Source organism: Micromonospora sp. NPDC004336, from assembly GCF_053602615.1.
On sequence record NZ_JBSGDY010000073.1, the window covers coordinates 1 to 22784 of the forward strand.

At 74.6% G+C, this 22784-nt stretch carries 18 protein-coding genes; 7 read left to right on the forward strand and 11 right to left on the reverse strand.

Annotated features, from left to right (window positions below; translation table 11 throughout):
• From ACWENR_RS16945 to ACWENR_RS16955, 3 genes are all read right to left on the reverse strand, one after another.
• A partial coding sequence (locus ACWENR_RS16945) for a sugar phosphate isomerase/epimerase family protein (protein WP_452277925.1) occupies positions 1 to 404 on the reverse strand: 404 nt, incomplete at its 3' end.
• Positions 401 to 1570, reverse strand: coding sequence for a dihydrodipicolinate synthase family protein (locus ACWENR_RS16950; protein ID WP_452277926.1), 1170 nt, complete (start codon positions 1568 to 1570; stop codon positions 401 to 403). The genes ACWENR_RS16950 and ACWENR_RS16945, both read right to left, overlap by 4 nt.
• Positions 1567 to 2718 carry a Gfo/Idh/MocA family protein gene (locus ACWENR_RS16955; protein ID WP_452277927.1) on the reverse strand — a complete coding sequence of 384 codons (1152 nt, stop codon included), beginning with the start codon at positions 2716 to 2718 and terminating at the stop codon, positions 1567 to 1569. The genes ACWENR_RS16950 and ACWENR_RS16955 overlap by 4 nt, the downstream gene beginning before the upstream one ends.
• A 305-nt stretch (positions 2719 to 3023) precedes the next feature.
• Between ACWENR_RS16955 and ACWENR_RS16960 the strand changes: the two genes are divergently transcribed.
• The gene (locus tag ACWENR_RS16960; protein WP_452277928.1) at positions 3024 to 4139 is read left to right on the forward strand and encodes a LacI family DNA-binding transcriptional regulator; all 1116 of its coding nucleotides are present in this window, start codon (positions 3024 to 3026) and stop codon (positions 4137 to 4139) included.
• On the opposite strand, the gene ACWENR_RS16965 is transcribed toward ACWENR_RS16960, so the two are convergent.
• Entirely contained in the window at positions 4136 to 5395 is a 1260-nt protein-coding gene (locus ACWENR_RS16965) for a hypothetical protein (protein ID WP_452277929.1), read from the reverse strand. The genes ACWENR_RS16960 and ACWENR_RS16965 overlap by 4 nt on opposite strands.
• Before the next feature lie 218 nt (positions 5396 to 5613).
• Between ACWENR_RS16965 and ACWENR_RS16970 the strand changes: the two genes are divergently transcribed.
• Positions 5614 to 7167 (forward strand): NAD(P)/FAD-dependent oxidoreductase, encoded by a 1554-nt coding sequence (locus ACWENR_RS16970; RefSeq protein ID WP_452277930.1) that lies wholly within the window; start codon positions 5614 to 5616, stop codon positions 7165 to 7167.
• A gap of 97 nt (positions 7168 to 7264) precedes the next feature.
• Positions 7265 to 7750 (forward strand): N-acetyltransferase family protein, encoded by a 486-nt coding sequence (locus ACWENR_RS16975; RefSeq protein WP_452277931.1) that lies wholly within the window; start codon positions 7265 to 7267, stop codon positions 7748 to 7750.
• Positions 7751 to 7789: 39 nt separating this feature from the next.
• Here ACWENR_RS16975 and ACWENR_RS16980 read toward each other — a convergent pair whose 3' ends face one another.
• Positions 7790 to 8635, reverse strand: a complete 846-nt coding sequence (locus ACWENR_RS16980) for a siderophore-interacting protein (protein WP_452277932.1) — start codon at positions 8633 to 8635, stop codon at positions 7790 to 7792.
• Positions 8632 to 9669: an ABC transporter substrate-binding protein gene (locus ACWENR_RS16985; protein ID WP_452277933.1), complete on the reverse strand. Its 1038-nt coding sequence runs from the start codon at positions 9667 to 9669 to the stop codon at positions 8632 to 8634. Before ACWENR_RS16985 ends, ACWENR_RS16980 begins: the two co-directional genes overlap by 4 nt.
• A 67-nt stretch (positions 9670 to 9736) precedes the next feature.
• Between ACWENR_RS16985 and ACWENR_RS16990 the strand changes: the two genes are divergently transcribed.
• The 4 genes from ACWENR_RS16990 (at position 9737) to ACWENR_RS17005 (ending at position 13407) form a co-directional block, all read left to right on the forward strand.
• Positions 9737 to 10837, forward strand: a complete 1101-nt coding sequence (locus ACWENR_RS16990; RefSeq protein WP_452277947.1) for a FecCD family ABC transporter permease — start codon at positions 9737 to 9739, stop codon at positions 10835 to 10837.
• Positions 10834 to 11859, forward strand: coding sequence for a FecCD family ABC transporter permease (locus tag ACWENR_RS16995; RefSeq protein ID WP_452277934.1), 1026 nt, complete (start codon positions 10834 to 10836; stop codon positions 11857 to 11859). Before ACWENR_RS16990 ends, ACWENR_RS16995 begins: the two co-directional genes overlap by 4 nt.
• A gap of 53 nt (positions 11860 to 11912) precedes the next feature.
• Complete coding sequence (locus ACWENR_RS17000; protein ID WP_452277935.1) at positions 11913 to 12758, forward strand: ABC transporter ATP-binding protein; 846 nt, start codon at positions 11913 to 11915, stop codon at positions 12756 to 12758.
• An 82-nt stretch (positions 12759 to 12840) separates the two neighbouring features.
• The gene (locus ACWENR_RS17005) at positions 12841 to 13407 is read left to right on the forward strand and encodes a GNAT family N-acetyltransferase (RefSeq protein ID WP_452277936.1); all 567 of its coding nucleotides are present in this window, start codon (positions 12841 to 12843) and stop codon (positions 13405 to 13407) included.
• 45 nt (positions 13408 to 13452) lie between these two features.
• On the opposite strand, the gene ACWENR_RS17010 is transcribed toward ACWENR_RS17005, so the two are convergent.
• The 5 genes from ACWENR_RS17010 to ACWENR_RS17030 form a co-directional block, all read right to left on the reverse strand.
• Positions 13453 to 15063 carry a hypothetical protein gene (locus ACWENR_RS17010; RefSeq protein WP_452277937.1) on the reverse strand — a complete coding sequence of 537 codons (1611 nt, stop codon included), beginning with the start codon at positions 15061 to 15063 and terminating at the stop codon, positions 13453 to 13455.
• Positions 15064 to 15225: 162 nt separating this feature from the next.
• The gene (locus ACWENR_RS17015) at positions 15226 to 19692 is read right to left on the reverse strand and encodes a HAMP domain-containing protein (RefSeq protein ID WP_452277948.1); all 4467 of its coding nucleotides are present in this window, start codon (positions 19690 to 19692) and stop codon (positions 15226 to 15228) included.
• Between the two features lie 308 nt (positions 19693 to 20000).
• Positions 20001 to 20537 carry a GerMN domain-containing protein gene (locus ACWENR_RS17020; RefSeq protein ID WP_452277949.1) on the reverse strand — a complete coding sequence of 179 codons (537 nt, stop codon included), beginning with the start codon at positions 20535 to 20537 and terminating at the stop codon, positions 20001 to 20003.
• 68 nt (positions 20538 to 20605) lie between these two features.
• Entirely contained in the window at positions 20606 to 21961 is a 1356-nt protein-coding gene (locus ACWENR_RS17025) for a sensor histidine kinase (RefSeq protein ID WP_452277938.1), read from the reverse strand.
• Positions 21958 to 22632 (reverse strand): response regulator transcription factor, encoded by a 675-nt coding sequence (locus ACWENR_RS17030; protein ID WP_452277939.1) that lies wholly within the window; start codon positions 22630 to 22632, stop codon positions 21958 to 21960. The genes ACWENR_RS17025 and ACWENR_RS17030 overlap by 4 nt, the downstream gene beginning before the upstream one ends.
• Positions 22633 to 22784 lie beyond the last annotated feature (152 nt).

The following is a 22784-nucleotide window of genomic DNA, read 5'->3' on the forward strand; positions in this document are numbered from 1 at the left end:
GCGCCCCGGGGGGTTTTTTGTTGGTGTGGGGGGCTTACGAGTTTGTAGGGGGTGTGACTGGTGTTCTGACGTGTGAAATTCGTAACTAGAACACGCACCGGCGCGCCGAGCGCGGCGGCCTCCTCGACGGCGCGCAGGTTGTCGTCCCGCCAGTCGTCGGCGGTGAAGAAGCCGCCCCGGCACAGCGAGGTGACGGCGAGGCCGGCGTCGCGGACCAGCCGGGCGGCGCGGGCCAGCCCGTACGCGGCCACCGGCTCGCGCCACAGCCCGATGCCGGGCACCCCCGCCTCGACGCAGCCGGCGACCACCTCGGGCAGCGGCCAGTGCTGCGCGGTGGCCTGGTTGAACGCGAACCGCCGCAGGGCGTCCGCCCGCTGCGGACCGACCGTCCCCGCCGGGGTCACCCGGTCACCCCGGCGACGGTGAAGAAGGCGCGGGCGCGGGCGGCGGCCAGGTCGGCGTCGGGCAGCAGCCCGGCGGCGTCGGCGAGGGTGAGCAGGGTCGCCAGGTGCGCCGGCGAGCGGCCCGACTGCGCCCCGCCGACCATCGTGAAGTGGTCCTGGTGCCCGGCGAGCCAGGCCAGGAAGACGATCCCGGTCTTGTAGTGCCAGGTGGGCGCCGCGAAGAGGTGCCGGGCCAGCGGCACCGTCGGCGCGAAGATCTCGTCGTACGCCGCCAGGTCGCCCCGGTCCAGCGCGGCCAGCGCGGCGGCGGCGGCCGGGGCGATCGCGGCGAAGACCCCGAGCAGCGCGTCGGAGTGGCCGGCGGCGTCGCCCCGGATCAGCTCGGGGTAGTGGAAGTCGTCGCCGGTGTAGAGGCGTACCCCCACGGGCAGGCGGCGGCGCAGCGCCACCTCGCGGCCGGCGTCGAGCAGCGACACCTTGATCCCGTCCACCCGGTCGGCGTGGGCACCGACCAGCTCGACGACGGTGTCGGCGGCCCGGTCCAGGTCGGTCGAGCCCCAGTAGCCGGTCAGCGCCGGGTCGAACATCGGGCCGAGCCAGTGCAGCACCACCGGCTGGTCGGCGGCGGCCAGCAGCTCCGCGTACACCCGCAGGTAGTCCCGGGGGCCGCGGGCGGCGGCGGCCAGGTGGCGGCTGCACATCAGCACCGGGCGGGCGCCGGCCGACCGCACGTCGTCGAGCTGCTCCCGGTAGGCGCGGGTGACCTCGGCCAGGGTGGCCGGGCCGGGCGGGAGCTGGTCGGTGTTGACCCCGGCGACGATCCGGCCGCCGGCAGCGCGGGCCTCGGCGGCGCTGCGCCGGACCAGTTCCCGGGTCGCCGGGTAGTCCAGGCCCATGCCGCGCTGGGCGGTGTCCATCGCCTCGGCCACCCCCAGGCCGTACGACCAGAGGTGGCGCCGGAAGGCCAGGGTGCGGTCCCAGTCGAGGGCGGCGGGGGCGCCCGGGACGTTCTCGGCGGTCGGGTCGGCGACCACGTGCGCGGCGGCGTACGCGATGCGGGCGGCCGGCGGACCGGCGGGGCGCGGGAAGCCGGCGCCCCCGGTCAGCCGGTGCCGCCGCCCGCCCGGCAGCAGCACCCGCGTCCCGACGGCGGCGGGCGCGCTCACAGTTCCAGCTCCGGGACGTCGAGCCGGGCGCCCTCGCGGGCCGAGCGCAGGCCCAGCTCGGCGAGCTGCACGCCGCGCGCGCCGGCCAGGAAGTCCCACGGGAACGGCTCGTCGGCGACGACGTGCCGCAGGAACGCCTCCCACTGCGCCTTGAAGCCGTTGTCGAACTCCTCGTTGTCCGGCACCTCGGTCCACTGGGCGCGGAAGTCCTCGGTGACCGGCAGGTCCGGGTTCCACACCGGCTTCGGGGTGACCGCCCGGTGCTGCACCCGGCAGCCGCGCAGCCCGGCGACCGCGCTGCCCTCGGTGCCGTCGACCTGGAACTCGACCAGTTCGTCGCGGTGCACCCGGACGCACCAGGAGGAGTTGAGCTGGGCCACCACGCCGCCGTCGAGCTCGAAGATGCCGTACGCGGCGTCGTCGGCGGTCGCCGGGTAGGCCCGGCCCGCCTCGTCCACCCGCTGCGGCACGTGGGTGGCGGTGACGCAGGAGACCGTCCGCACCCGGCCGAAGAGTTCCTCCAGCACGTAGTGCCAGTGCGGGAACATGTCCACGACGATGCCGCCGCCGTCCTCGGCCCGGTAGTTCCAGGACGGGCGCTGCGCGGGCTGCCAGTCGCCCTCGAAGACCCAGTAGCCGAACTCGCCGCGCACCGACAGGATCCGGCCGAAGAAGCCGCCGTCGATCAGCCGCTTGAGCTTGCGCAGCCCGGGCAGGAAGAGCTTGTCCTGCACCACCCCGGTCCTGACCCCGGCCGCGCGGGCGGCGCGGGCCAGGTCCAGCGCGCCGAGCGTGTCCTCGGCCAGCGGCTTCTCGGTGTAGATGTGCTTGCCGGCCTCGATCGCCCGGCGGATCGCCTTCTCCCGCTGCTGGGTGACCTGCGCGTCGAAGTAGATCTCCACGTCGTCGCGGGCCAGCGCGGCGGTCAGGTCGGTGGTCCAGTCGGTCAGCCCGTGCCGCTCGGCGACCTCGCGCAGCCTGGCCTCGCTGCGGCCGACCAGGACGGGTTCGGGCCAGACGGTCGTGCCGTCGGCCAGGGGCACGCCGCCCCGCTCGCGGATGGCGAGCAGGGAGCGCACCAGGTGTTGGCGGTAGCCCATCCGGCCGGTGACGCCGTTGACGATGATGCCGATCGACCTGCGGGTCATGGTGTTCCTTCCCTCCGCGGGGCGGCCTCCGGCCTGCGACGGCGGCGGACGGCGGCCCCCTCCTCCACGCCCGCGCCGTCGTCCGGGGAGCGGCGGGCCGGGGTGCCAGGCAAACGCTTTCCTGGGCAGCGTAGGGAACCCCCGCCGGATCAGGCAAGGGCTTTCCTGCACGCGTCCGGCCGCCCGTCCCCGGCCGGCCGCGACGGCGCGGCGCAGCGCGACGGGGAAAGGCCTTTCTCTGCGGTACGGTGGCGGTCGGCCGGCATGCTGGGGCGCGGCCGTCGAGTGCGACCGAGGGGGCGGCAGTGGCGACCCTGTCCGACGTGGCCCGGCGGGCGGGGGTCTCGCCCGCGACCGCCTCCCGGGTGATCAACGGCAGCAGCAAGCCGGTCACCGACGAGCTGCGCGAGCGGGTGCTGCGGGCCGTCGCCGAGCTGCGGTACGTGCCGAACGCGCACGCCCAGCTCCTGGCCCGGGCGCACCGCACGGCGGTGGGCGTCATCGTGCACGACGTCTCCGACCCGTACTTCGCCGAGATCACCCGGGGGCTGCAACGGGTCGCCACCGACCAGGGGCGGCTGCTGATCATCTGCAACAGCTACCGCGACCCGGAACGCGAGCTGGAGTACGTCGAGCTGCTGCGCGGCCAGCAGGTCGCCGCGATCATCCTGGCCGGCTCCGGCTACCACGACGCCGCGTTCACCCGCGTGCTCAACGACAGGCTCGCCGCGTACGAGGCGACCGGCGGCCGGGTGGCGGTCATCGGCCGGCACGAGCACTCCGGCGACGCGGTGATGCCGGACAATCGCGCCGGCGGCCGGTTGATCGGCACCGAGCTCTGCGAGCTGGGCCACCGGGCGATCGGCGTGGTGGCCGGGCCGGCGGTGCTCACCACCACCACCGACCGCCTCGCCGGGCTGCGGGAGGCCCTCGCCGCGCACGGGCGGAGCCTGCCCGAGCACCGCCTCCGCCACGCCGAGTTCGACCGCGACGGGGGCGCCGCCGCGACCGCCGCCCTGCTCGACGCCGATCCGGAGCTGACCGCCGTGGTGGCGCTCAACGACTCGATGGCGATCGGCGCGCTGGCGACCCTGCGCGCCCGCTCGGTGGCCGTGCCACGGCAGGTGTCGGTCGTCGGCTTCGACGACATGCCCATCGCCCGGGACGTGACCCCCGCGCTGACCACCGTGCGGCTGCCGCTGGTCGAGATGGGCGCCCGCGCCATGTCGCTGGCCCTCGACCCCGGCGCGCCCTCGCCCCGCGTCGAGGTGCTCCCCGCCGAGGTCATCCGCCGCGACAGCGCCGGCCCGGCGCCCGAGGCCACCCCGGTCCGCCCCCGGGCCGCCGGAACCGCCGCGCCGACCGGCTCCCGGCCGCCGCGGCCCGGCGACGGGGCTCGGCCGTCACGGCCGGCCACCTAGATGATGAAGTGGGTCCAGTAGGCGAGCCAGACGACGAAGAGCGCGCCCTGCAGGAGGGCCAGGGCGGCGGTCAGCCAGGCGTCGGCGGTGACGTGCCGGGCCCAGCGGGCCAGCACCAGGCCGACCGGAAACACGGCGAGCAGGTAGCGCAGCAGGCTCTTGTAGACGGGCGGGCCCATCGACAGCGGCACCAGGACCATGATCAGCCCGTACACGAGGTAGGGCAGCCCGAGCCGGCGCGCGCCCGCGACCAGGACCACCAGCACCACGACGGCGACCCACACCCGTAGGGCGTCCCGGGCCGGGGTGTCGGTCAGGCCGTGCCAGAGGACGGCGAGCGGGTTCTGCACGGAGATGCCCCAGCCCTTCTCCTGGGCGTGCTTGTAGGCGAGCCAGTCGCCGCCCTGCCAACGGCAGAACGCCATGAAGCTCAGCCAGCCGGCGGGCACCAGCACCAGCGGCCACCCGACGCGGACGTACGCCCACAGCGCGCGCGGGCCCAGCCGGTAGCCGTGCTGCCGCAGCAGCACCAGGGCCAGCGGGAGCACCACGAAGAACCCGGCCGAGCGGCTCAGCGCCAGGAAGAACCCCACGACGCCGACCAGCAGCCACCGGCGTCGCTCGGCGTAGTGGAAGGCGGCGAGCGCCAGGCAGAGGAAGAGCGACTCGGTCAACGCCGCCTGGAACAGGAACGCCGCCGGCAGCAGCACCAGGTAGCGGACGAACCGGCGGGCCGACGCGTCGTCGCCCAGCAGCCGCTCGCCGAGCCGGTAGGCGTAGAAGAGCATCAGCAGGAACGCGACGTTGGCGACGAGCAGCAGCGCCAGCGCGGTGTCCCCGCCCAGCAGCGGGGCCAGCGGCCGGGCCAGGAACGGATAGAGCAGGGGGAAGCCGAAGTCCCGCCACGGCTCGTCGAGCGGGAGCCGGGCCAGGTGGTCGTAGAGGAACGAGTCCCACGCGAACCACAGGTGCAGCCAGCGGTGCCCGGAGACGGCCCGCTGCTGCTCGCGCATCGTCGTCTCGTCCGGCGGCGGCGCCCACGGCACGTCGTCGAAGGCGCTCAGCGCGAGCACCCCGACCCCGCTGAGCACGACCTTCGTGCCGACGAAGACGGCCACCACGAACAGCCACGGCGCCGGCACCCGACCGGCGGCCCGCGCGGCGGCGCGCCGCAGGTCGTGGCCGCGCCCGGCGAGCCCGGCGGAGAGGCGCGCGACGCGCCGCCGGCCCTGCCCGACGGCCCGCCACCTGTCCATCCGCACGTCTCCCGATCCGGCCGCCCGAAAGGTGCCACATCCCCGTTCCGCGCCGGTTGACACGTCGGCGCCGCCCGCGCGGCGGTTGCGGCCCGGACCGGGCACGGGCACCGGTGCGGCGGAGGGCGGCGGGGCACGGAGGGCGGATCCGGGTGAGATCCCGCCGATGACGGGTAAGCGGGCCGCCTCCGGCAGGCGGAAGCAGGGAGCGGTACGGCATGGGCGAACAACGCGGCACGGTGGTCATCGGGGCGGGGCCGGCGGGCCTGACGGCGGCGTACGAGCTGCTCCGGCGGGGCGCCCCCGTCCGGGTCTTCGAGTCCGACGACGTGGTGGGCGGGATCAGCCGCACCGTCGAGCGGGACGGGTGGCGCTTCGACATCGGCGGGCACCGCTTCTTCACGAAGGTGGCCCGGGTCGAGGAGTTCTGGCACGAGATCCTGCCCGACGAGGACTTCCTGCTGCGGCCCCGGATGAGCCGCATCTACTACCGGGGCGCGCTGTTCGACTACCCGTTGAGCGCCGCGAACGCTTTGCGCAACCTCGGGCTGCGAGAGGCGGCGCTGTGCATGGGCTCGTACGCGCGCGCCCGGCTGCGCCCGCCGAAGGACCAGTCGCACTTCGAGGGCTGGGTCTCGGCCCGGTTCGGCTGGCGGCTGTACTCGATGTTCTTCAAGACGTACACCGAGAAGGTGTGGGGCATGCCGGCGGACCGGTTGCAGGCCGACTGGGCCGCGCAGCGGATCAAGAACCTGTCGCTGGCCAAGGCGGTCCGCAACGCCGTGCTGCCCCGCCGCAACCGCAAGGACGTGACGAGCCTGATCGAGGAGTTCCAGTACCCGAAGCTCGGCCCGGGGATGATGTGGGAACGCTGCGCCGAGGAGGTCCGCCGGCGCGGCGGCCGGGTGGAGACGGGCAGCTGGGTGACCGCCGTGCACCGCGACCCGGAGCACCGCCGGGCGGTCGCCGTCACCGTCGACGGGGCGGGCGGGCAGCGCACCGAGCCCGCCGAGCACGTCGTCTCCTCGATGCCGATCTCCGAGCTGGTGGCCGCGCTGCGCCCCGCGGCCCCGCCGGAGGTGCTGGCCGCCGCGGCCGACCTGCGGTACCGGGACTTCCTGACCGTCGCGCTGGTGGTCCCCGAGGAGTTCTCGTTCCCCGACAACTGGATCTACGTGCACGACCCGGCGGTGAAGGTCGGCCGGATCCAGAACTTCGGCTCCTGGTCGCCGCACCTGGTCAAGGACGGCCGCACCTGCCTCGGCCTGGAGTACTTCGTCTTCGAGGACGACGAGACCTGGCGTACGCCCGACGCCGAGCTGGTCGCCGCCGCGACGGCCGAGCTGGAGCGGCTCGGCCTGGTCCGGCCGGGCGTCGTCGAGGCCGGGTACGTGGTGCGGATGCCGAAGGCGTACCCGGTCTACGACGAGCGCTATCAGCGCAACGTCGACGTGATCCGCCGGTGGCTGGCGAGCGAGGTGACCAACGTGCACCCGGTCGGGCGCAACGGCATGCACCGCTACAACAACCAGGACCACTCGATGCTGACGGCGATGCTGACCGCCGAGAACATCGCCTGCGGCACGAGCCACGACGTCTGGTCGGTCAACGTGGAGCAGGACTACCACGAGGAGTCGCGCCCCGACGGGGACGGCCGCCGGGGCACCGGCCGGGACGCCCCGATCGTGCCGGCCCGGCCCACCGCCCCGGCCGGCGCCACCCTCGACGGCACCGTCCGGCCCGAACGCCCGGCCCAGGTGCGCCTGGGCTGAGCACCGACCGCGACGGGACGCCGCTCTACCGCACCGGGGACGCGCTGCTGCGCGAGCGGGAGACGGCAGGCGCCGGGCCGCCGATATCATCCCCCGGATGATGATCCGCGAGTTCCAGGAACCCGACTGGGCCCAGGTGTGGCCGATCGTCGAGGAGGTGGTCCGGGCGCGGGAGACCTTCGTCTACGACCCGGAGCTGACCGCCGAGCAGGCGTACGCCATGTGGGTGGAGGCCGCGCCGGGCCGCACGGTCGTCGCGGTCGACGGCGACCGGGTGCTGGGCACCGCCAAGATGGGCACCAACCGCCCCGGGCCGGGGTCGCACGTGGCGACCGCGAGCTTCATGGTGGCCCGCGAGGCGCGCGGCCGGGGCGTGGGCACCGCGCTGTGCCGGCACGCGGTCGACTGGGCCCGCGAGCGGGGGTACGCGGGCATGCAGTTCAACGCGGTGGTCGAGTCGAACGCCTCGGCGGTCGAGCTGTACCGGCGGGAGGGCTTCGCGGTGGTCGGCACGGTGCCCGGCGCGTTCGCGCACCCCACCCTCGGGCGGGTGGGACTGCACGTGATGTACCAGGAGTTCTGACCGGCCGCCGCCCGGTGCGGGCGGCGGCCGGCCCGTCGGTCAGGCGACGGCCGCGGCGCTCGCCTCGGCGCGCAGGTCCTCCTCGGACGCGCCGCGCCGCCAGTATCCGGAGAACGTGACGTGCCGCCGGTCCAGGCCGCGCTCGGCGACGAGGTGCCGCCGCACCGCCCGCACCATCGACGACTCGCCCGCGACCCAGGCGTACGGGGTGCCGGCCGGCAGCCGCGCGGCGCGGACCGCGTCCGCCAGCAGGGTGCTGCCGGGGGCGGTGCCGCCCCGCACGACCCAGCGCACCTCGGCGCGGGCGGCGGTGGGCAGCTCCTGGATGTCCGCCGCGTCGGGGACCTCGATCCAGGCCCGGACCGGGGTGTCGGCGGGCAGCCACGCCAGGATGCCGGCGGCGGCGGGCAGCGCGGTCTCGTCGGCCACGAGCAGCACCGAGTCGGTGCCGGCCGGGGGGCGGAAGCAGACGCTGCGGTTGTCGTGCACGGCCGGGCCGAGCAGCACCACCTGGTCGCCGGGGAGGGCGTGCCGGGCCCAGCGGGAGGCGGGGCCGGTGTCGCCGTGGCTGACGAAGTCGATGTCCACCTCGGACGCCTCGGGCCGCTGCTCCCGGATCGTGTAGGAGCGCATCACCGCGCGCACGTCCGCCGGCATCGCGCGGTACGCGCCGAACCAGTCCTCCCCCGCCTCGATCGGCAGCACCGGCGCGGGCTGGCCGGGGTGCGGCAGGAACAGCGAGACGCTCTGGTCACGGCCGCCGCCGGCGAAGTCGGCCAGCTCCGGCCCGCCGAGGGTGACCCGGATCAGGGAGGCCCCGATCCGGCGGGCGCCGACGACCCGCGCGGCGAAGAAGCGGTACTGGAGGGCGATCGCGGTGCTCACGCCGTGACCTTCTTGGCGCCCCGGATGGCGGTGGCGAGGTTCTCCAGCAGCGGCGCGGCGCCCGCGTACGAGAAGCGGGGCACCGCGTCCCACGGGGTGATCTGGTTGGCCTTGACCGCCGGGAGCTGCTGCCAGGTCGGCTTCGCGGCCAGGTCCTTCGGCTGCAGGGCGGTGCCACGGTTGTCGAGCAGGAGCAGGTCGGCCGGGAACTTGCCGGCGTTCTCCCAGCTCAGCGCCTCGAAGTAGTCGCCGGCCTCCAGCTTGGTGGGAACGACGATGTCGACGCCCAGCTCGGCGAAGTACATCAGGTCGGTGCTGACCTTCGGGTTGGAGGCGTAGAACAGGTCGGGGCTGCCGGAGCAGGCGAGCACCTTGATGCCCGGGTTCGCCTTGACCGCCTGGCGGACCGACTCGGCGGCGGCCTCGAAGCGGGCCTTGGCGTCGGTGACCTTCTTGGCGGACAGGTCGGCGCCGAGGGACTCGGCGAGCTGCGCGTACCGCTCGATCGGCTTGGTCATCGGCACCCGGGCGGTGGTGATGGTGACGGTCGGGGCGAGCGGGAGGATCTTGTCCTTGCTCTCGTCCGGCACGTACCAGAAGGCGCCCGGGTCGTACATGTGGGTGACGAGCAGTTCCGGCCGCAGGGCGGCGTACTTCTCCAGGCTGAACTCGCCCCAGACGTTGCCGAGGATCTCCACGGACTCCACGTTCAGGTCGCCGGCCTGCGGGTCCTTGCTGCCGTCGGTGCGCTTCGTCTCGCCGAACACGCCGACGATCTGCTTGTCGAGGCCGAAGTCGACGAGCGCGGCGGCCGCCCCGGTGAAGGCGACCACCCGGGTCGGGCGGGCGGCGGCGCTCGCCTTCTCGTTGCGGTCGTCGGTGAACGACCAGGGGCCGCCGGAGTTCTGGGCGGCGGGGGTGGCGGAGTCCTCGTCCCGGCCGCAGCCGGCGAGCAGGGCGGCCAGGGTGGCGGCGCCACCGGCGGCGAGCAGGCCCCGGCGGGAGAGGCGGCGGGCGGACACGGGATTCTGCATGACGGTGTCTTTCGATCAGGGTCGGGCGAATGACCATGGACAGCGGGGTTAGGTTAACCTAACCTAAATCGCTGTCAAGCCCGGCCCGGAATTCCGCACCCCATCGGAGACCACACTGTCCACCACGCTCTCCTCCCGTGCCGGGGCGCCGTCGGCGTCGCCCGTCGCGCGTCGCCCCGGCCGCGTCGCGGTGCGGGTCGCCGGCCTCGCCGTGTCGGTGCTGCTCCTCGCCGCCGTCGTGGTGCTGAGCATCGCCGTGGGCGCCAAGCAGCTCCCCCTCGCCGACGTGTGGCAGGGCCTGCTGCACCGCGACGCCGCCGAGTACGCCGTAGTGCACCGGATGCGGCTGCCGCGTACGCTGCTCGGCCTGCTCGCCGGCACGGCGCTCGGCGTGGCCGGCGCGGTGATGCAGGCGCTGACCCGCAACCCGCTGGCCGACCCCGGGCTGCTCGGCATCAACGCCGGCGCCGCCGCTGCGGTGGCCAGCGCGGCGGCCCTGCTCGGCATCGGCGGGCTCAGCGGCCAGGTCTGGTTCGCGCTGCTCGGCGCCGCCGCCGTGACCGCCGCCGTCTACGTCGTCGGCGGCGGGCGCGGGGCCACCCCCGCCCGGCTGGCGCTGGCCGGCGCGGCGCTCAACGCCACCCTCTACTCGTACGTCAGCGCGGTCATGCTGCTCGACGCGGCGTCGCTGGAGCGGCTGCGGTTCTGGACGGTGGGGTCGCTGGCCGCCGCCGAGCCCGCCACCGTGCGCACGGTCGCGCCGTTCATCGTGGCGGGCCTGGTGGTCGCCCTGGTCGCCACCCGCGCGCTCAACGCGCTGGCGCTCGGCGACGACGCGGCGCGCGCGCTCGGCGCCCGGCCCGCGCTCGTGCGGGCCACGGTGATCCTGGCGATCACGCTGCTCTGCGGCGCCGCGACGGCGGCCTGCGGGCCGATCGTCTTCGTCGGCCTGCTCGTGCCGCACCTGGTCCGCGCGCTCACCGGGCCCGACCTGCGCTGGATGCTGCCGTACTGCGCGGTGCTCGCCCCCGTGCTGCTGCTCGGCGCCGACGTGCTGGGCCGGGTGCTGAGCCGGCCCGGCGAGCTCCAGGTCGGGACGGTGACCGCCGTCGTCGGCGGGCCGCTCTTCCTCTGGCTGGTGCTGCGCGGACGGGTGGCCCACCCGTGATCACCCTTCGTACCCGCGCGCTGTCCCTGCGGCTGCGCCCCCGCGCCGTCGCCGTCGGCCTCGCCGGCGTGCTGCTGGCGCTGGCGCTGGGCGTGCTCGCCGTCGGCAGCGGCGACTACCCGATGAGCCCCGCCGACGTGCTGCGCACCCTCACCGGCGGCGGCACCCCGGCCGAGGAGTTCATCGTCACCGAGCTGCGGCTGCCCCGGGTGGTCGCCGCGCTCAGCGTCGGCGCCGCGCTGGCGCTGGCCGGCGCCGTCTTCCAGTCGCTGGTCCGCAACCCGCTGGGCAGCCCCGACATGCTCGGCTTCACCCAGGGCGCGGCGACCGGCGCGCTGGTCGTGGTGGTGCTCGGCGGCAGCAGCCTGGCGCTGGCCTGGTCGGCGGTGGCCGGCGGGCTGGTCACCGGCGCGCTGGTCTACGGGCTGGCCTGGCGGCGCGGCGTGCACGGATTCCGCCTGATCCTGGTCGGCATCGGCACCATGGCGATCCTGACCGGGGTCAACGGCTGGCTGCTGACCCGGGCGAAGCTGATGGACGCCGCGCGCGGCGTGCTCTGGCTGACCGGCAGCCTGGACGGGCGCGGCTGGGTCAACGTGCTGCCCCTGCTGATCGCGCTGGCGGTGCTGGTGCCGGTGATGCTGATCGGCTTCGGGCCGGCGCTGCGCCTGGTCGAGATGGGCGACGACACCGCCTCCGCCCTCGGCGTACGCGTCGAGCGGGTGCGTCTGGTCGTGCTGGCGGCGGCGGTGCTGCTGGTCTCCCTGGCGGCGGCCGCCGCCGGGCCGGTGAACTTCGTGGCGCTCACCGCGCCGCACCTGGCCCGGCGGCTGACCCGGGCGCCGGGGCCGAACCTGCTGCCCGCGGCGGTCGTCGGGGCGGTGCTGGTGGTCGCCGCCGACCAGGTGGCGCTGCGGGCCTTCGCCGGGCACCAGCTGCCGGTGGGCGTGGTGACCGGCGTGCTGGGCGGCGCCTACCTGGTCTGGCTGCTCGCCAGCGAACGCCGGGCCGGCCGGCTGTGAGCGGGAAGGGCCCGCACGGGCGGGCGCACCACGACGAGAACGGAGCACGGAGCATGCAGTCCCGCCTGAGCGGCAGCGCGATGACCCTCGCCTACGAGCGGCGGACCATCGCCGAGGACCTCAGCGTCGCCGTGCCCGACCGGTCGTTCACGGTGATCATCGGCCCGAACGCCTGCGGCAAGTCCACGCTGCTGCGCGCGCTGTCCCGGCTGCTGAAGCCGGCGGCCGGTGCGGTGCTGCTGGACGGCGAGGACATCCACCGGCTGCCGGCCCGGGGCGTCGCGCGCACCCTCGGCCTGCTGCCGCAGACGTCCATCGCCCCGGACGGCATCGGCGTCGCCGAACTCGTCGCCCGGGGCCGCTACCCGCACCAGGGGCTGCTGCGGCAGTGGTCGCGCGACGACGAGCGGGTGGTCGCCGAGTCGATGGCGGCGACCGGGGTCGCCGACCTGGCCGACCGGCCCGTCGACGAGCTCTCGGGCGGGCAGCGGCAGCGGGTGTGGATCGCGATGGCGCTGGCCCAGCAGACGCCCCTGCTGCTGCTGGACGAGCCGACCACCTACCTGGACATCGCCCACCAGATCGAGATCCTCGACCTCTGCGCGCGGCTGCACGAGGAGCAGGGCCGGACGCTGGTCGCGGTGCTGCACGACCTCAACCACGCCGCCCGCTACGCCACGCACCTGATCGCGATGCGCGAGGGCCGGGTGGTCGCCGCCGGGCCGCCCCGCGAGGTGGTCACCGCGGAGCTGGTCGAGGAGGTCTTCGGGCTGCCCTGCCGGGTCATCGACGACCCCGAGACCGGCACTCCCCTGGTGGTCCCCGCCGCCCGGCGCCGGTCGCCCGGCGCGGGCGCGCCGGTGCCGGCGGTCGCCGCCGCCCGCGGCGACCGGCCGTGAGCGCCGCGCCGCGGGACCGGCGGCCCGCCACGCCGCGCCCCGTGCGTGCGCATCGACCGGCGCCACCGTACGGTGGCACCCGATGCGTGATGTCGTCAGCACCTACCGCCAGAACGTCGACGGCTTCGGCCGGGTGACGATCCGCCCCCTGGATCCGGACACCGACATCGACCTGATCCACGGCTGGGTCGGCGAGGAACGGGCCCGGTTCTGGGGGATGCGCGACGCCGGTCGCGAACGCGTCGAGGAGATCTACCGCTCCCTCGACTCGCTGCCCACCCACCACGCCTGGCTGACGCACCGCGACGGCGTGCCCGTCGCGCTGTTCCAGACGTACGAGCCGACGGCCGACCCGGTCGGCGAGTGCTACGACGTGCGGCCCGGCGACCACGGCGCCCACCTGCTGATCGGCCCGACGACCCGGCCCGAGCCGGGCTTCACCGGGACCCTGCTGGAGGTGTTCCTGGGGTTCGTCTTCGCCGACCCGGCACGCCGGCGCGTCGTGATGGAGCCGGACGCGCGCAACGACAAGGCGGTGAACCGGCTGCTGCGCACCGGCTTCGTCGCCGGCCCGCTGATCGACCTGAACGGCAAGCGGGCCCGGCTGATGTTCCTCGACCGGGAGACCTTCGAGGCCCGCCGGCGCTGACCCGGTCGCTCCCCGGGCGGTCGCCCGCCCGGGGAGCGCCGTGGGTCAGCCGGCCGGCCGCAGCACCCGGCCCGGCCCGGCGGTGTTGTCCGCCGCGGCCTGGCTGCGCTGGGTGCCGGTGACGCAGACGTCGTCGCCGAGGAACGCCTCCCGCCACACGTAACCCGAGACGCAGGTGTGCGGGCCGTACGGCCCGTTGACCCAGCGGCTCGCGGCCACGGCGTTGTCGGCGAGCACCTGGGACCGGGTCGTCCCGGTGACGCAGACGTAGTCGGACTGGTCGGCGTCGCGCCAGACGTACCCGCTGACGCAGGTGTTGGGGCCCGAGACCAGGCGCGCCGGGTTGCGGCGGGACGCCGCGGCGGCGTTGTCCGCGGCGGCCTGGGTGCGCTGGGCGGAGGTCACGCAGACGTCGTCGCCGGCGTACGCCTCCCGCCACACGTAGCCGGAGATGCAGGTGTGCGGGCCGTACGCGCCGTTGGTCCAGCGGCTCGGAGCCGCCGCGTTGTCCGCCCACACCTGGCTGCGGGTGGCGCCGGTGACGCAGACCAGGTCGCCGGGGCGGGCCTCCCGCCAGACGTAGCCCTGCAGGCAGCGGTCGACCACGTCGGTGGTGACGGTGACCGAGGCGGAGTTGCCCGAGATCCAGTTCACGCCGATCTGCACGCCGTTGGCGTTGAGCGACTGCGCCGGGCCGCCGCCGGGGCCGGTCCGCAGCAGGGTGGGCGTGCCGTTGCGCACCTCGTGCAGCAGGACGGTGTCCGCCGGGATGCCCGCGCTCCAGCCGGTCTTCCGGCGGAACTCCACGGTGTAGTAGTGGAACAGGTCGGCCGGGTCGAACGGGATCCGGACCAGCTGCGGGCCGGCCGCCGAGGGCACCTCCAGCGGCGCCAGCGTGATCGTCCGCGAGCCCACCCCGTCGGCGGCCATCGTGAACACCCGGTTCTTCGGCAGCCAGCCCAGCTCGTCGCGGTGGAAGGCGTTGAGCCCGACCGCGCTCGTGCCGTAGTTCGCCGTGGCGAAGGCGTGGATGTTCATGGCGCTCATCTCGTCCCACGGGTCGTCGTACTCACCCGGCTGCGACCACGGCGCGTTCTGGTACGTCGTGTCGTTGGAGAACGAGTGGCCCAGGTTGTAGCCGTGCAGCATCTCGTGGGCGGCGAAGCCGACGTTCCAGGCCCCGGGGTCGAGCAGCACCCGGCCGCCGGCCGCGCCGGAGTCCACCCAGTCGTTGAGCATGACGGCGGTCCGGTGCCCGGCGGGGACGGTGTAGCCGTTGGCCGCGGCGGTGTCGACGCAGCGCTGGATGCGGGTGCCGCGGTCGATCGACTGGAACTGCGCCAGGGTGTACGACATGGTGTACCAGCCCCGCACCGCCGAGCCGGCCAGCGAGACCCGGCCGCCGGACTGGTCGGCGAGGTAGTCGGCCACCCCGCCGGTGCCGAGCCCGGTGTGGGTGAGGAAGTTCGCGAAGAACGACGGGGCCCGGGGCTCCGCCGGCTTGTCGCTGAACTTGCAGAGCAGCACGGACCAGGGGGTGTTGTTGCGGATCGGGCTGGCCGCCGCCGGCCCGGCCGCGACCACCACCGACCCGAGGACGGCGCAGCTGAGCGCCACGGCCGCCGTGGCGGCCCGGCGCAGGAGTTGGGATCCCACTGGCACTCTCCGTTCCCGTGGCCCGAACGGTTCGGGCCGTGGGAAGCATCGGAGCATCCGGCGCCGCCGGCCGGATCGACAGAGTCGAATTCGCGACGGGCCGGAATCCGACTCGGCCCGCCGCCCGGGGTACGGGCCGCGGGCCGGACGGACGCGCCCGGATCAGCCGTTGAGCCACCGGTGGATGCACTGGAGCAGGTCGGCGGCGTCCACCGGCTTGGTGACGTAGTCACTGGCGCCGGAGGAGATGCTCTTCTCCCGGTCGCCGTGCATCGCCTTCGCCGTCACGGCGATGATCGGCAGGTCGGCGTAGCGGGGCATGGCCCGGATCGCGGCGGTGGCGGCGTAGCCGTCCATCTCCGGCATCATCACGTCCATCAGCACCAGGTCGATGTCGTCGTGGCGCATCAGCGTCTCGATGCCCTGCCGCCCGTTCTCGGCGTAGACGACGTCGAGCCCGTGCAGCTCCAGGATGTTGGTGAGCGCGAAGACGTTACGCGCGTCGTCGTCCACCACCAGCACCTTGCGGCCGGTCAGGTCGGCCGGCAGCGCGTCGACGGCCGGTCGGTCGGCCGGCAGCACCGGCGCGAACGGCAGCACCCGCTCGGGCGTCACCGCCGTCAGGTGCAGGGCGATCCGCTCGCGCAGGTCGTCCAGGCTGCGCAGGACCTCCAGCGGCCGCTCGTGGGCCAGCGCCTGGAGCAGGCTCTGCTGGCCGGCGGCCAGCGGGTGACCGTGGTACGCCAGCACCGGCAGCCCGCGCAGCGCCGGGTCGTCGTGCAGCGCCTTGAGCAGCGTCGTCCCGCCCTCGTCGGGCAGGTCGAGCTGGAGCACCAGCAGGTGGTGCCGCCCGGCCGAGAGCGTCTCCAGCGCCGAGGCCACGTCCACCGCGGTGGAGATCTCCACCGGCGGGTGCGCCTCGCCGAGATCCGCCGCGACGCCCTGGGCGAGCAGCGTGAGCAGCCCCTTGTCGTGGCGCTCCAGCACCAGCATCCGGCGGACCTCGCCCGGCTGGAGCGTGACGGCCGGCGGCAGCGCGGCCGGAAGCGCCCAGGGCGAGGGCCCGCCGTCCGTGGCCGCCTCGGGGCCGGCCGTCGGCACGGCGCCGACCGGCAGGTAGAGGGTGAACGTGCTGCCCTGGCCGAGCACGCTGTGCGCCCTGATCCGGCCGCCGAGCAGGTGGGCGATCTCCCGGCTGATGGACAGCCCGAGGCCGGTGCCCCCGTACCGCCGGCTGGTGGTGCCGTCGGCCTGCTGGAACGCGTCGAAGATCGCGGTCAGGTGCTGCTCGGCGATGCCGATGCCGGTGTCGATCACCCGGAACGCGATCACCGTACCGCTCGGGGCGAAGCCCTCGGGCAGTTCGTCCGGCGTGGCCCGCTCGATGCGCAGCTGCACCCGCCCCCGCTCGGTGAACTTGACCGCGTTGGAGACGAGGTTGCGCAGCACCTGCCGCAGCCGCTGCTCGTCGGTGTGCAGCTCCGTCGGCACACCCGGGCCGGTGACGATGTCCAGCTCCAGGCCCCGCGGGGTGGTCAGCGGCCGGAACGTGGCATCGACGTAGTCGCGCAGGGCGGACAGCTCGAAGGTCTCCGGGTTGATGTCCATCTTCCCGGCCTCCACCTTGGACAGGTCGAGGATGTCGTTGATGAGCTGGAGCAGGTCCGTGCCCGCGGAGTGGATGACCGTGGCGTACTCGACCTGCTTGGCGGTCAGGTTGCGGTTCGGGTTCTGCGCCAGCAGCTGGGCGAGGATGAGCAGCGAGTTCAGCGGCGTACGCAGCTCGTGGCTCATGTTGGCGAGGAACTCCGACTTGTACTTCGAGGCGAGCGCGAGCTGCTGGGCCCGCGTCTCCAGCTCCTGCCGGGCCTGCTCGATCTCGGAGTTCTTCGTCTCGATGTCGTGGTTCTGCCGCACCAGCAGGGCCGCCTTGTCCTCCAGCTCGGCGTTGGAACGCTGGAGCTCCTCGGAGCGGGCCTGCAACTCCTCCGAGCGGGCCTGGAGCTCGCCGGCGAGTCGCTGCGACTCGGTGAGCAGCACGTCGGTGCGGGCGTTGGCAACAATGGTGTTGACGTTGACGCCGAGGGTCTCGGTCAGCTGGTCGAGGAAGTCGCGCTGCACCTCGGTGAAGCGGCTCATGCCGGCCAGCTCGATGACGCCGAGCACCTGGTCCTCGAAGAGGATCGGCAGCACCACCAGGTGCAGCGGGGCGGCGGCGCCGAGGCTGGAGGAGACGGTGACGTAGTCGGCCGGCACGGCGTCCACCACGATCGCCCGCTTGCTCACGGCGGCCTGCCCGACGAGGGACTCGCCGAGGGCGTACCGACGGCCGGTGGTGTCGTGCCCGTACCCGCCGACCACCCGCAGGCCGGTGCCGCCGGCGCTCTCGTCGACCAGCAGGAACGTGCCGAGCTGGGCGGAGACCAGCGGGACCAGCTCGTTCATCACCAGGCCGGCGACCACGTCCAGGTCCCGGTGGCCCTGCATGAGCCCGGCGATGCGGGCCAGGTTGGTCTTGAGCCAGTCCTGTTCATGGTTGGTGCGGGTGGTCTCGCGCAGCGACTCCACCATCGAGTTGATGTTGTCCTTCAGCTCGCCGACCTCGCCGGGGGCGTCCACCGTGATGGAGCGGGTCAGGTCGCCGGTGGCGACCGCGCTGGTCACCTCGGCGATGGCCCGGACCTGGCGGGTGAGGTTCCCGGCCAGCTCGTTGACGTTCTCGGTGAGCCGCTTCCAGGTGCCGGAGACGCCCTCGACCTCGGCCTGCCCGCCGAGGCGGCCCTCGCTGCCCACCTCCCGGGCCACCCGGGTCACCTCGGCGGCGAACGACGAGAGCTGGTCCACCATCGTGTTGATCGTGGTCTTCAGCTCCAGGATCTCGCCGCGCGCGTCGACGTCGATCTTCTTGGTCAGGTCGCCCTGGGCCACCGCCGTGGTGACCTGGGCGATGTTGCGCACCTGACCGGTCAGGTTGTTCGCCATCGAGTTGACGTTGTCGGTCAGGTCCTTCCAGGTGCCGGCCACGTTCGGCACCCGCGCCTGACCGCCGAGGCGGCCCTCCGTGCCCACCTCGCGGGCCACCCGGGTCACCTCGTCGGCGAAGGCGCCGAGCGTGCCGACCATCGTGTTGATGGTCTGGGCGAGCACGGCCACCTCGCCCTTGGCCTCCACGGTGATCTGCCGGCTCAGGTCGCCCTGGGCCACGGCGGTGGCGACCAGCGCGATCGAGCGCACCTGGTTGGTGAGGTTGTTGGCCATCTCGTTGACGTTGTCGGTCAGGTCCTTCCAGGTGCCGGCCACGTTGGACACCCGCGCCTGACCGCCGAGGCGGCCCTCCGTGCCCACCTCGCGGGCCACCCGGGTCACCTCGTCGGCGAACGCGGAGAGCTGGTCGACCATCGTGTTGATGGTCTCCTTCAGCGCCAGGATTTCGCCGCGCGCGTCGACCCGGATCTTCTGGGTCAGGTCGCCCTTCGCCACCGCCGTGGTCACCTCGGCGATGCTGCGCACCTGCGCGGTGAGGTTGTCCGCCATGACGTTGACCGACTCGGTGAGGTCCTTCCAGGTGCCGGAGACGCCCTTGACGTCGGCCTGCCCGCCGAGCCGGCCCTCCGTGCCGACCTCCCGGGCCACCCGGGTCACCTCGTCGGCGAACGACGACAACTGGTCCACCATCGTGTTGATGGTGTTCTTCAGCTCCAGGATCTCGCCGTGCGCGGTGACCGTGATCTTCTGCGACAGGTCGCCCCGGGCCACCGCCGTGGCCACCTGGGCGATGCTGCGCACCTGGTCGGTCAGGTTGCCGGCCATCGAGTTCACCGAGTCGGTGAGGTCGCGCCAGGTGCCGGCGACGCCGCTGACCTGGGCCTGGCCGCCGAGGCGCCCGTCGGTGCCGACCTCCCGGGCCACCCGGGTCACCTCGTCGGCGAACGACGACAACTGGTCCACCATCGTGTTGATGGTGCTCTTGAGCTCCAGGATCTCGCCCCGGGCGTCGACGGTGATCTTCTGCGACAGGTCGCCCCGGGCCACCGCCGTGGTGACCTGGGCGATGTTGCGCACCTGGCTGGTCAGGTTGCCGGCCATGAAGTTCACCGAGTCGGTGAGGTCGCGCCAGGTGCCGGCCACCCCGGGCACCTCCGCCTGGCCGCCGAGGCGCCCCTCGCTGCCCACCTCGCGGGCCACCCGCGTCACCTCGTCGGCGAACGACGACAACTGGTCCACCATCGTGTTGATGGTGATCTTCAGCTCCAGGATCTCGCCCCGGACGTCCACCGTGATCTTCTGCGACAGGTCGCCCCGGGCCACCGCCGTCGCCACCTCGGCGATGTCGCGGACCTGGTCGGTGAGGTTGCCGGCCATGGCGTTGACGGAGTCGGTGAGGTCCTTCCAGGTGCCCGACACCCCAGGCACCTCGGCCTGACCGCCGAGCTGCCCCTCGGTGCCGACCTCGCGGGCCACCCGGGTGACCTCGGAGGTGAACAGCGACAGCTGGTCGACCATGCCGTTGAAGACGGTGGCGATCTCCCCCAGCAGGCCGTCGGCGTCCTCCGGCAGCCGGGTGCCGAAGTCGCCGTCGCGCACCGCCGTCAGGCCGGCCAGCAGCTGCCGCAGCCCCGGATCGGCCATCGCCGCGCCGCCGCCGGGTGCCGGGTTGTGCCGCGCCGCCGTCTTCTCGACCACCACAGACCACCTCGCAGCCGCCGGGGGCCCGCCCACCGGCACGACATCAACCGCGCAAGTATGCACAGTCGGTCCGGCGGTCGCTCGGGCAGCGCCACCCGTCGTCGCGGGCCGCACCGGCCCCGGTGCCCAGCCGGGGGCCGGCTCCCCCGATCGTCGGGGCGGCGCCCGCCCGGACCCGTGCCGGGGGCAGGGTCGCGGGGCCGTCCGGGATCCTCGACACCCCCGTTCCGGCAACGGCCGGCGGCGGGCCGTCAGCGGGGCACGACGAGGTCGGCGTAGTCGGCGACGGTGAGGGGACGGCGGGACAGCGACCCGTCGGCGCGCGGCACCCCGAGGGGCGCCCCGCCCCGCAGGAACTCCACGGTGTCGACGTCGGAGCGCGCCGTCAGCGTGCAGACGATCTGGCCGAACGCGAGGACCTCGTCGCTGCGGCCCGTCTCGTCGCCGGTCTCGCCGACGTCCACCTCGGCCTCGGTGCCCAGGTGTCGGGCGGCGGCGGTCGCGACGGCCCCCGGCAGCGCGGTGCTCAGCCCACTGTCGCGTTCGGCGGCGTCCGGCCCGGCGAGCAGGTGCTGGAGCTGGGCGTCGACGGTGGGCGTGCCGTCCACGCGGCGGGCCACGCGCACCAGACGGTCGTCGCGGACGAAGCAGAGCACCTCGGTCGCCCGCCCCGCCGTCAGGGTCGGTGTCGGGGTCGTCACGACCCCGCCGGCGGTCGGGAACGGCCCGGGCGGCGGCGTCACGGCGCGCGGGGTGTCCTCGCTGGGGACGCCGCAGCCGGCGAGCAGCCCGAGGGCGACGAGCGCGCCCCCGAGCCGACACCACGGTCCCCGCGGGCGCCCGGGCGCGAGGCGGCTCACGGCGCCACCCCGGGCAGCTCGACCCGGAAGCGGGCGCCCCCGCCGGGGCGGTCGGCAACGCCGGCGGTCCCCCGGTGCGCGGCGGCGTGCTGGGCGACGAGGGCGAGCCCGAGGCCGGTGCCGTCGCCGGCGGCGCGCGCGTGGGCGGCGCGCCCGCGCACGAAGCGGTCGAAGATGGCCTCCCGGTCGGCCGGCGGCACGCCCGGCCCCGCGTCGTCGACCTCGACGATGCCGGCCCCGGCCCGCTGCGCCAGCCGTACGGCCACCGGGCCGCCGCCGTGGCGGACCGCGTTGTCGACGAGGTTCGCCAGGATCTGCTCGACGCGACGCCGGTCGACCAGCCAGGTGGCGGCGACGCCGGGGTCCACGCGCACGAGCGCGGTGGCCAGCCCGCGCGACCGGCACACCCGGCGCGCCGACGCCGCCACGTCGACGGGCTCCCGGTCCGCCGGCTGGTCGCTGCGGGCGAGCTCGATCAGGTCGTTGACCAGCTGCTGGAAGCGGGTGATCTCGTCGGCGACCAGGCCGGCCGCGGTGGCCGTCCGGTCGTCGAGGTGCTCCCGGCGCCGGGCCAGGACGCTGGCCGCCGCCGCCAGGGTCTGCAACGGCGAACGCAGCTCGTGGCTGACGTCCGCGGCGAAGCGGCGGTCCCGCTCGATCCGCCGGGAGAGCTGGTCGACCATGTGGTTGAAGGACGTCAAGAGCCGGGTGAGGTCCGGGTCGGTGGTCGGCGCGAGGCGGGCGGCGAGGTTGCCCCCGGCGATCTCCTGGGCGGCGTCGGCCACCGCGGTCAGCGGGCGCAGGCTGTGCCGGGTGGCGTACCAGCCCAGGGCCGCGCCGGAGCCGGCGACCACGATGGCGACGGCGGTCAGCGCGAGGGCCAGGACCCGGAGGGTCTCGTCCAGCTCGCGCAGCGAGGTCAGCTCGTAGTAGCTGGTGGACGGGGCCAGTGGCAGGCCGACGAGCAGGGTGGGCTGACCGTTGACGCGGACCCGCTGCACGGCCGGCTCCCCCTGCCGGACGAGCCGTTGCAGGTCGGCCGGGATGGCGGCGGTGAGGCCGGTGTCGGCCCTGCGGGCGTACCAGTCGTCTCCCCGGTGCAGCAGCGGCCGGCGGTTGCCGCCCGTGTCGAGGGAGCGCAGCACCTCCACGACGTCGGGTTCCTCCGTGTCCAGGCCGGTACGCACCACCGCCGCGTCGAAGTACGCCGCCCGCACGGCGGTGCGCTCCCGCTCGTCGAGCAGCGACCGCCTGGTCAGCTCGTACGAGACCAGCGCCATGGAGGCCGACAGCAGCAGCGCGCCGACGGCGAATCCGGCGGACACCCGGGCCCGCAGTCCGAGCCGCCTCACCGGGTCAGCTTGTAGCCGAGGCCGCGCAGCGTGACCAGGTGCCGGGGGTTGCCCGGGTCGTCCTCGATCTTCTGCCGCAGCCGCCCCACGTGCACGTCGACGAGCCGCTCGTCACCGGTGTCGTAGCCCCAGACCCGCTGGAGCAGCTGCTGGCGCGACAACACCCGGCCGGCGTGCTCGGCCAGCTCGCACAGCAGCCGGAACTCGGTGCGGGTGACCGGCACGGGTCGACCGGCCCGGCGCACCTCCCCCGCGTCCGGGCTGACCTCCAGCGCGCCGAAGGTGAGGACCGACACGGGCGCCGGCAGCGCCCGCGCCCGGCGCCGCAGGGCCCGCAGGCGCGCCGACAGCTCCTTGACCGCCACCGGCTTGACCACGTAGTCGTCGGCGCCGGCCTCCAGCGCGGCCACGATGTCGTGGGTGTCGTCGCGGGCGCTGACCACCACGATCGGCACGTCGTCGTCGCGGCGCAGCTGCCGGATGCACTCGAAGCCGTCCAGGCCCGGCAGCATCAGGTCGACCAGCACGTGGTCGGCCGGCTCCTGGCGCTGCATCCGCAGCCCCTCCTCGGCGGTCGCGGCCCCCCGGACGGTGTAGCCCTCGTCCTCGAGCGCGAGCAGCAGGGCCAGACGGATCCGGTCGTCGTCCTCGATCACCAGCACGCCCGTCATAACCGCATCATCCACAAGCCCGGCGCGAGCGCCCAGTCGCGTCCGGCGTTCGGCGGATTTGTCACGCAACTGTCATACGACCGCGTGGCCCACGCCACGGGCGGCGCCCAGGGTGGTGTGCGGAGCCGACGGGCCCGCCGACCGTCGGCCGA

What these genes read in the sequence shown, in the direction of transcription:
- ACWENR_RS16970 (WP_452277930.1), top strand. Translation starts at nt 5,614, where the DNA reads ATGGGCGAACAACGCGGCACGGTGGTCATCGGGGCGGGGCCGGCGGGC.
- ACWENR_RS16965 (WP_452277929.1), bottom strand. Translation starts at nt 5,395, where the DNA reads ATGGACAGGTGGCGGGCCGTCGGGCAGGGCCGGCGGCGCGTCGCGCGC.
- ACWENR_RS16975 (WP_452277931.1), top strand. Translation starts at nt 7,265, where the DNA reads ATGATGATCCGCGAGTTCCAGGAACCCGACTGGGCCCAGGTGTGGCCG.
- ACWENR_RS17015 (WP_452277948.1), bottom strand. Translation starts at nt 19,692, where the DNA reads ATGGCCGATCCGGGGCTGCGGCAGCTGCTGGCCGGCCTGACGGCGGTG.
- ACWENR_RS17005 (WP_452277936.1), top strand. Translation starts at nt 12,841, where the DNA reads ATGCGTGATGTCGTCAGCACCTACCGCCAGAACGTCGACGGCTTCGGC.
- ACWENR_RS16985 (WP_452277933.1), bottom strand. Translation starts at nt 9,669, where the DNA reads ATGCAGAATCCCGTGTCCGCCCGCCGCCTCTCCCGCCGGGGCCTGCTC.
- ACWENR_RS16955 (WP_452277927.1), bottom strand. Translation starts at nt 2,718, where the DNA reads ATGACCCGCAGGTCGATCGGCATCATCGTCAACGGCGTCACCGGCCGG.
- ACWENR_RS17000 (WP_452277935.1), top strand. Translation starts at nt 11,913, where the DNA reads ATGCAGTCCCGCCTGAGCGGCAGCGCGATGACCCTCGCCTACGAGCGG.
- ACWENR_RS17030 (WP_452277939.1), bottom strand. Translation starts at nt 22,632, where the DNA reads ATGACGGGCGTGCTGGTGATCGAGGACGACGACCGGATCCGTCTGGCC.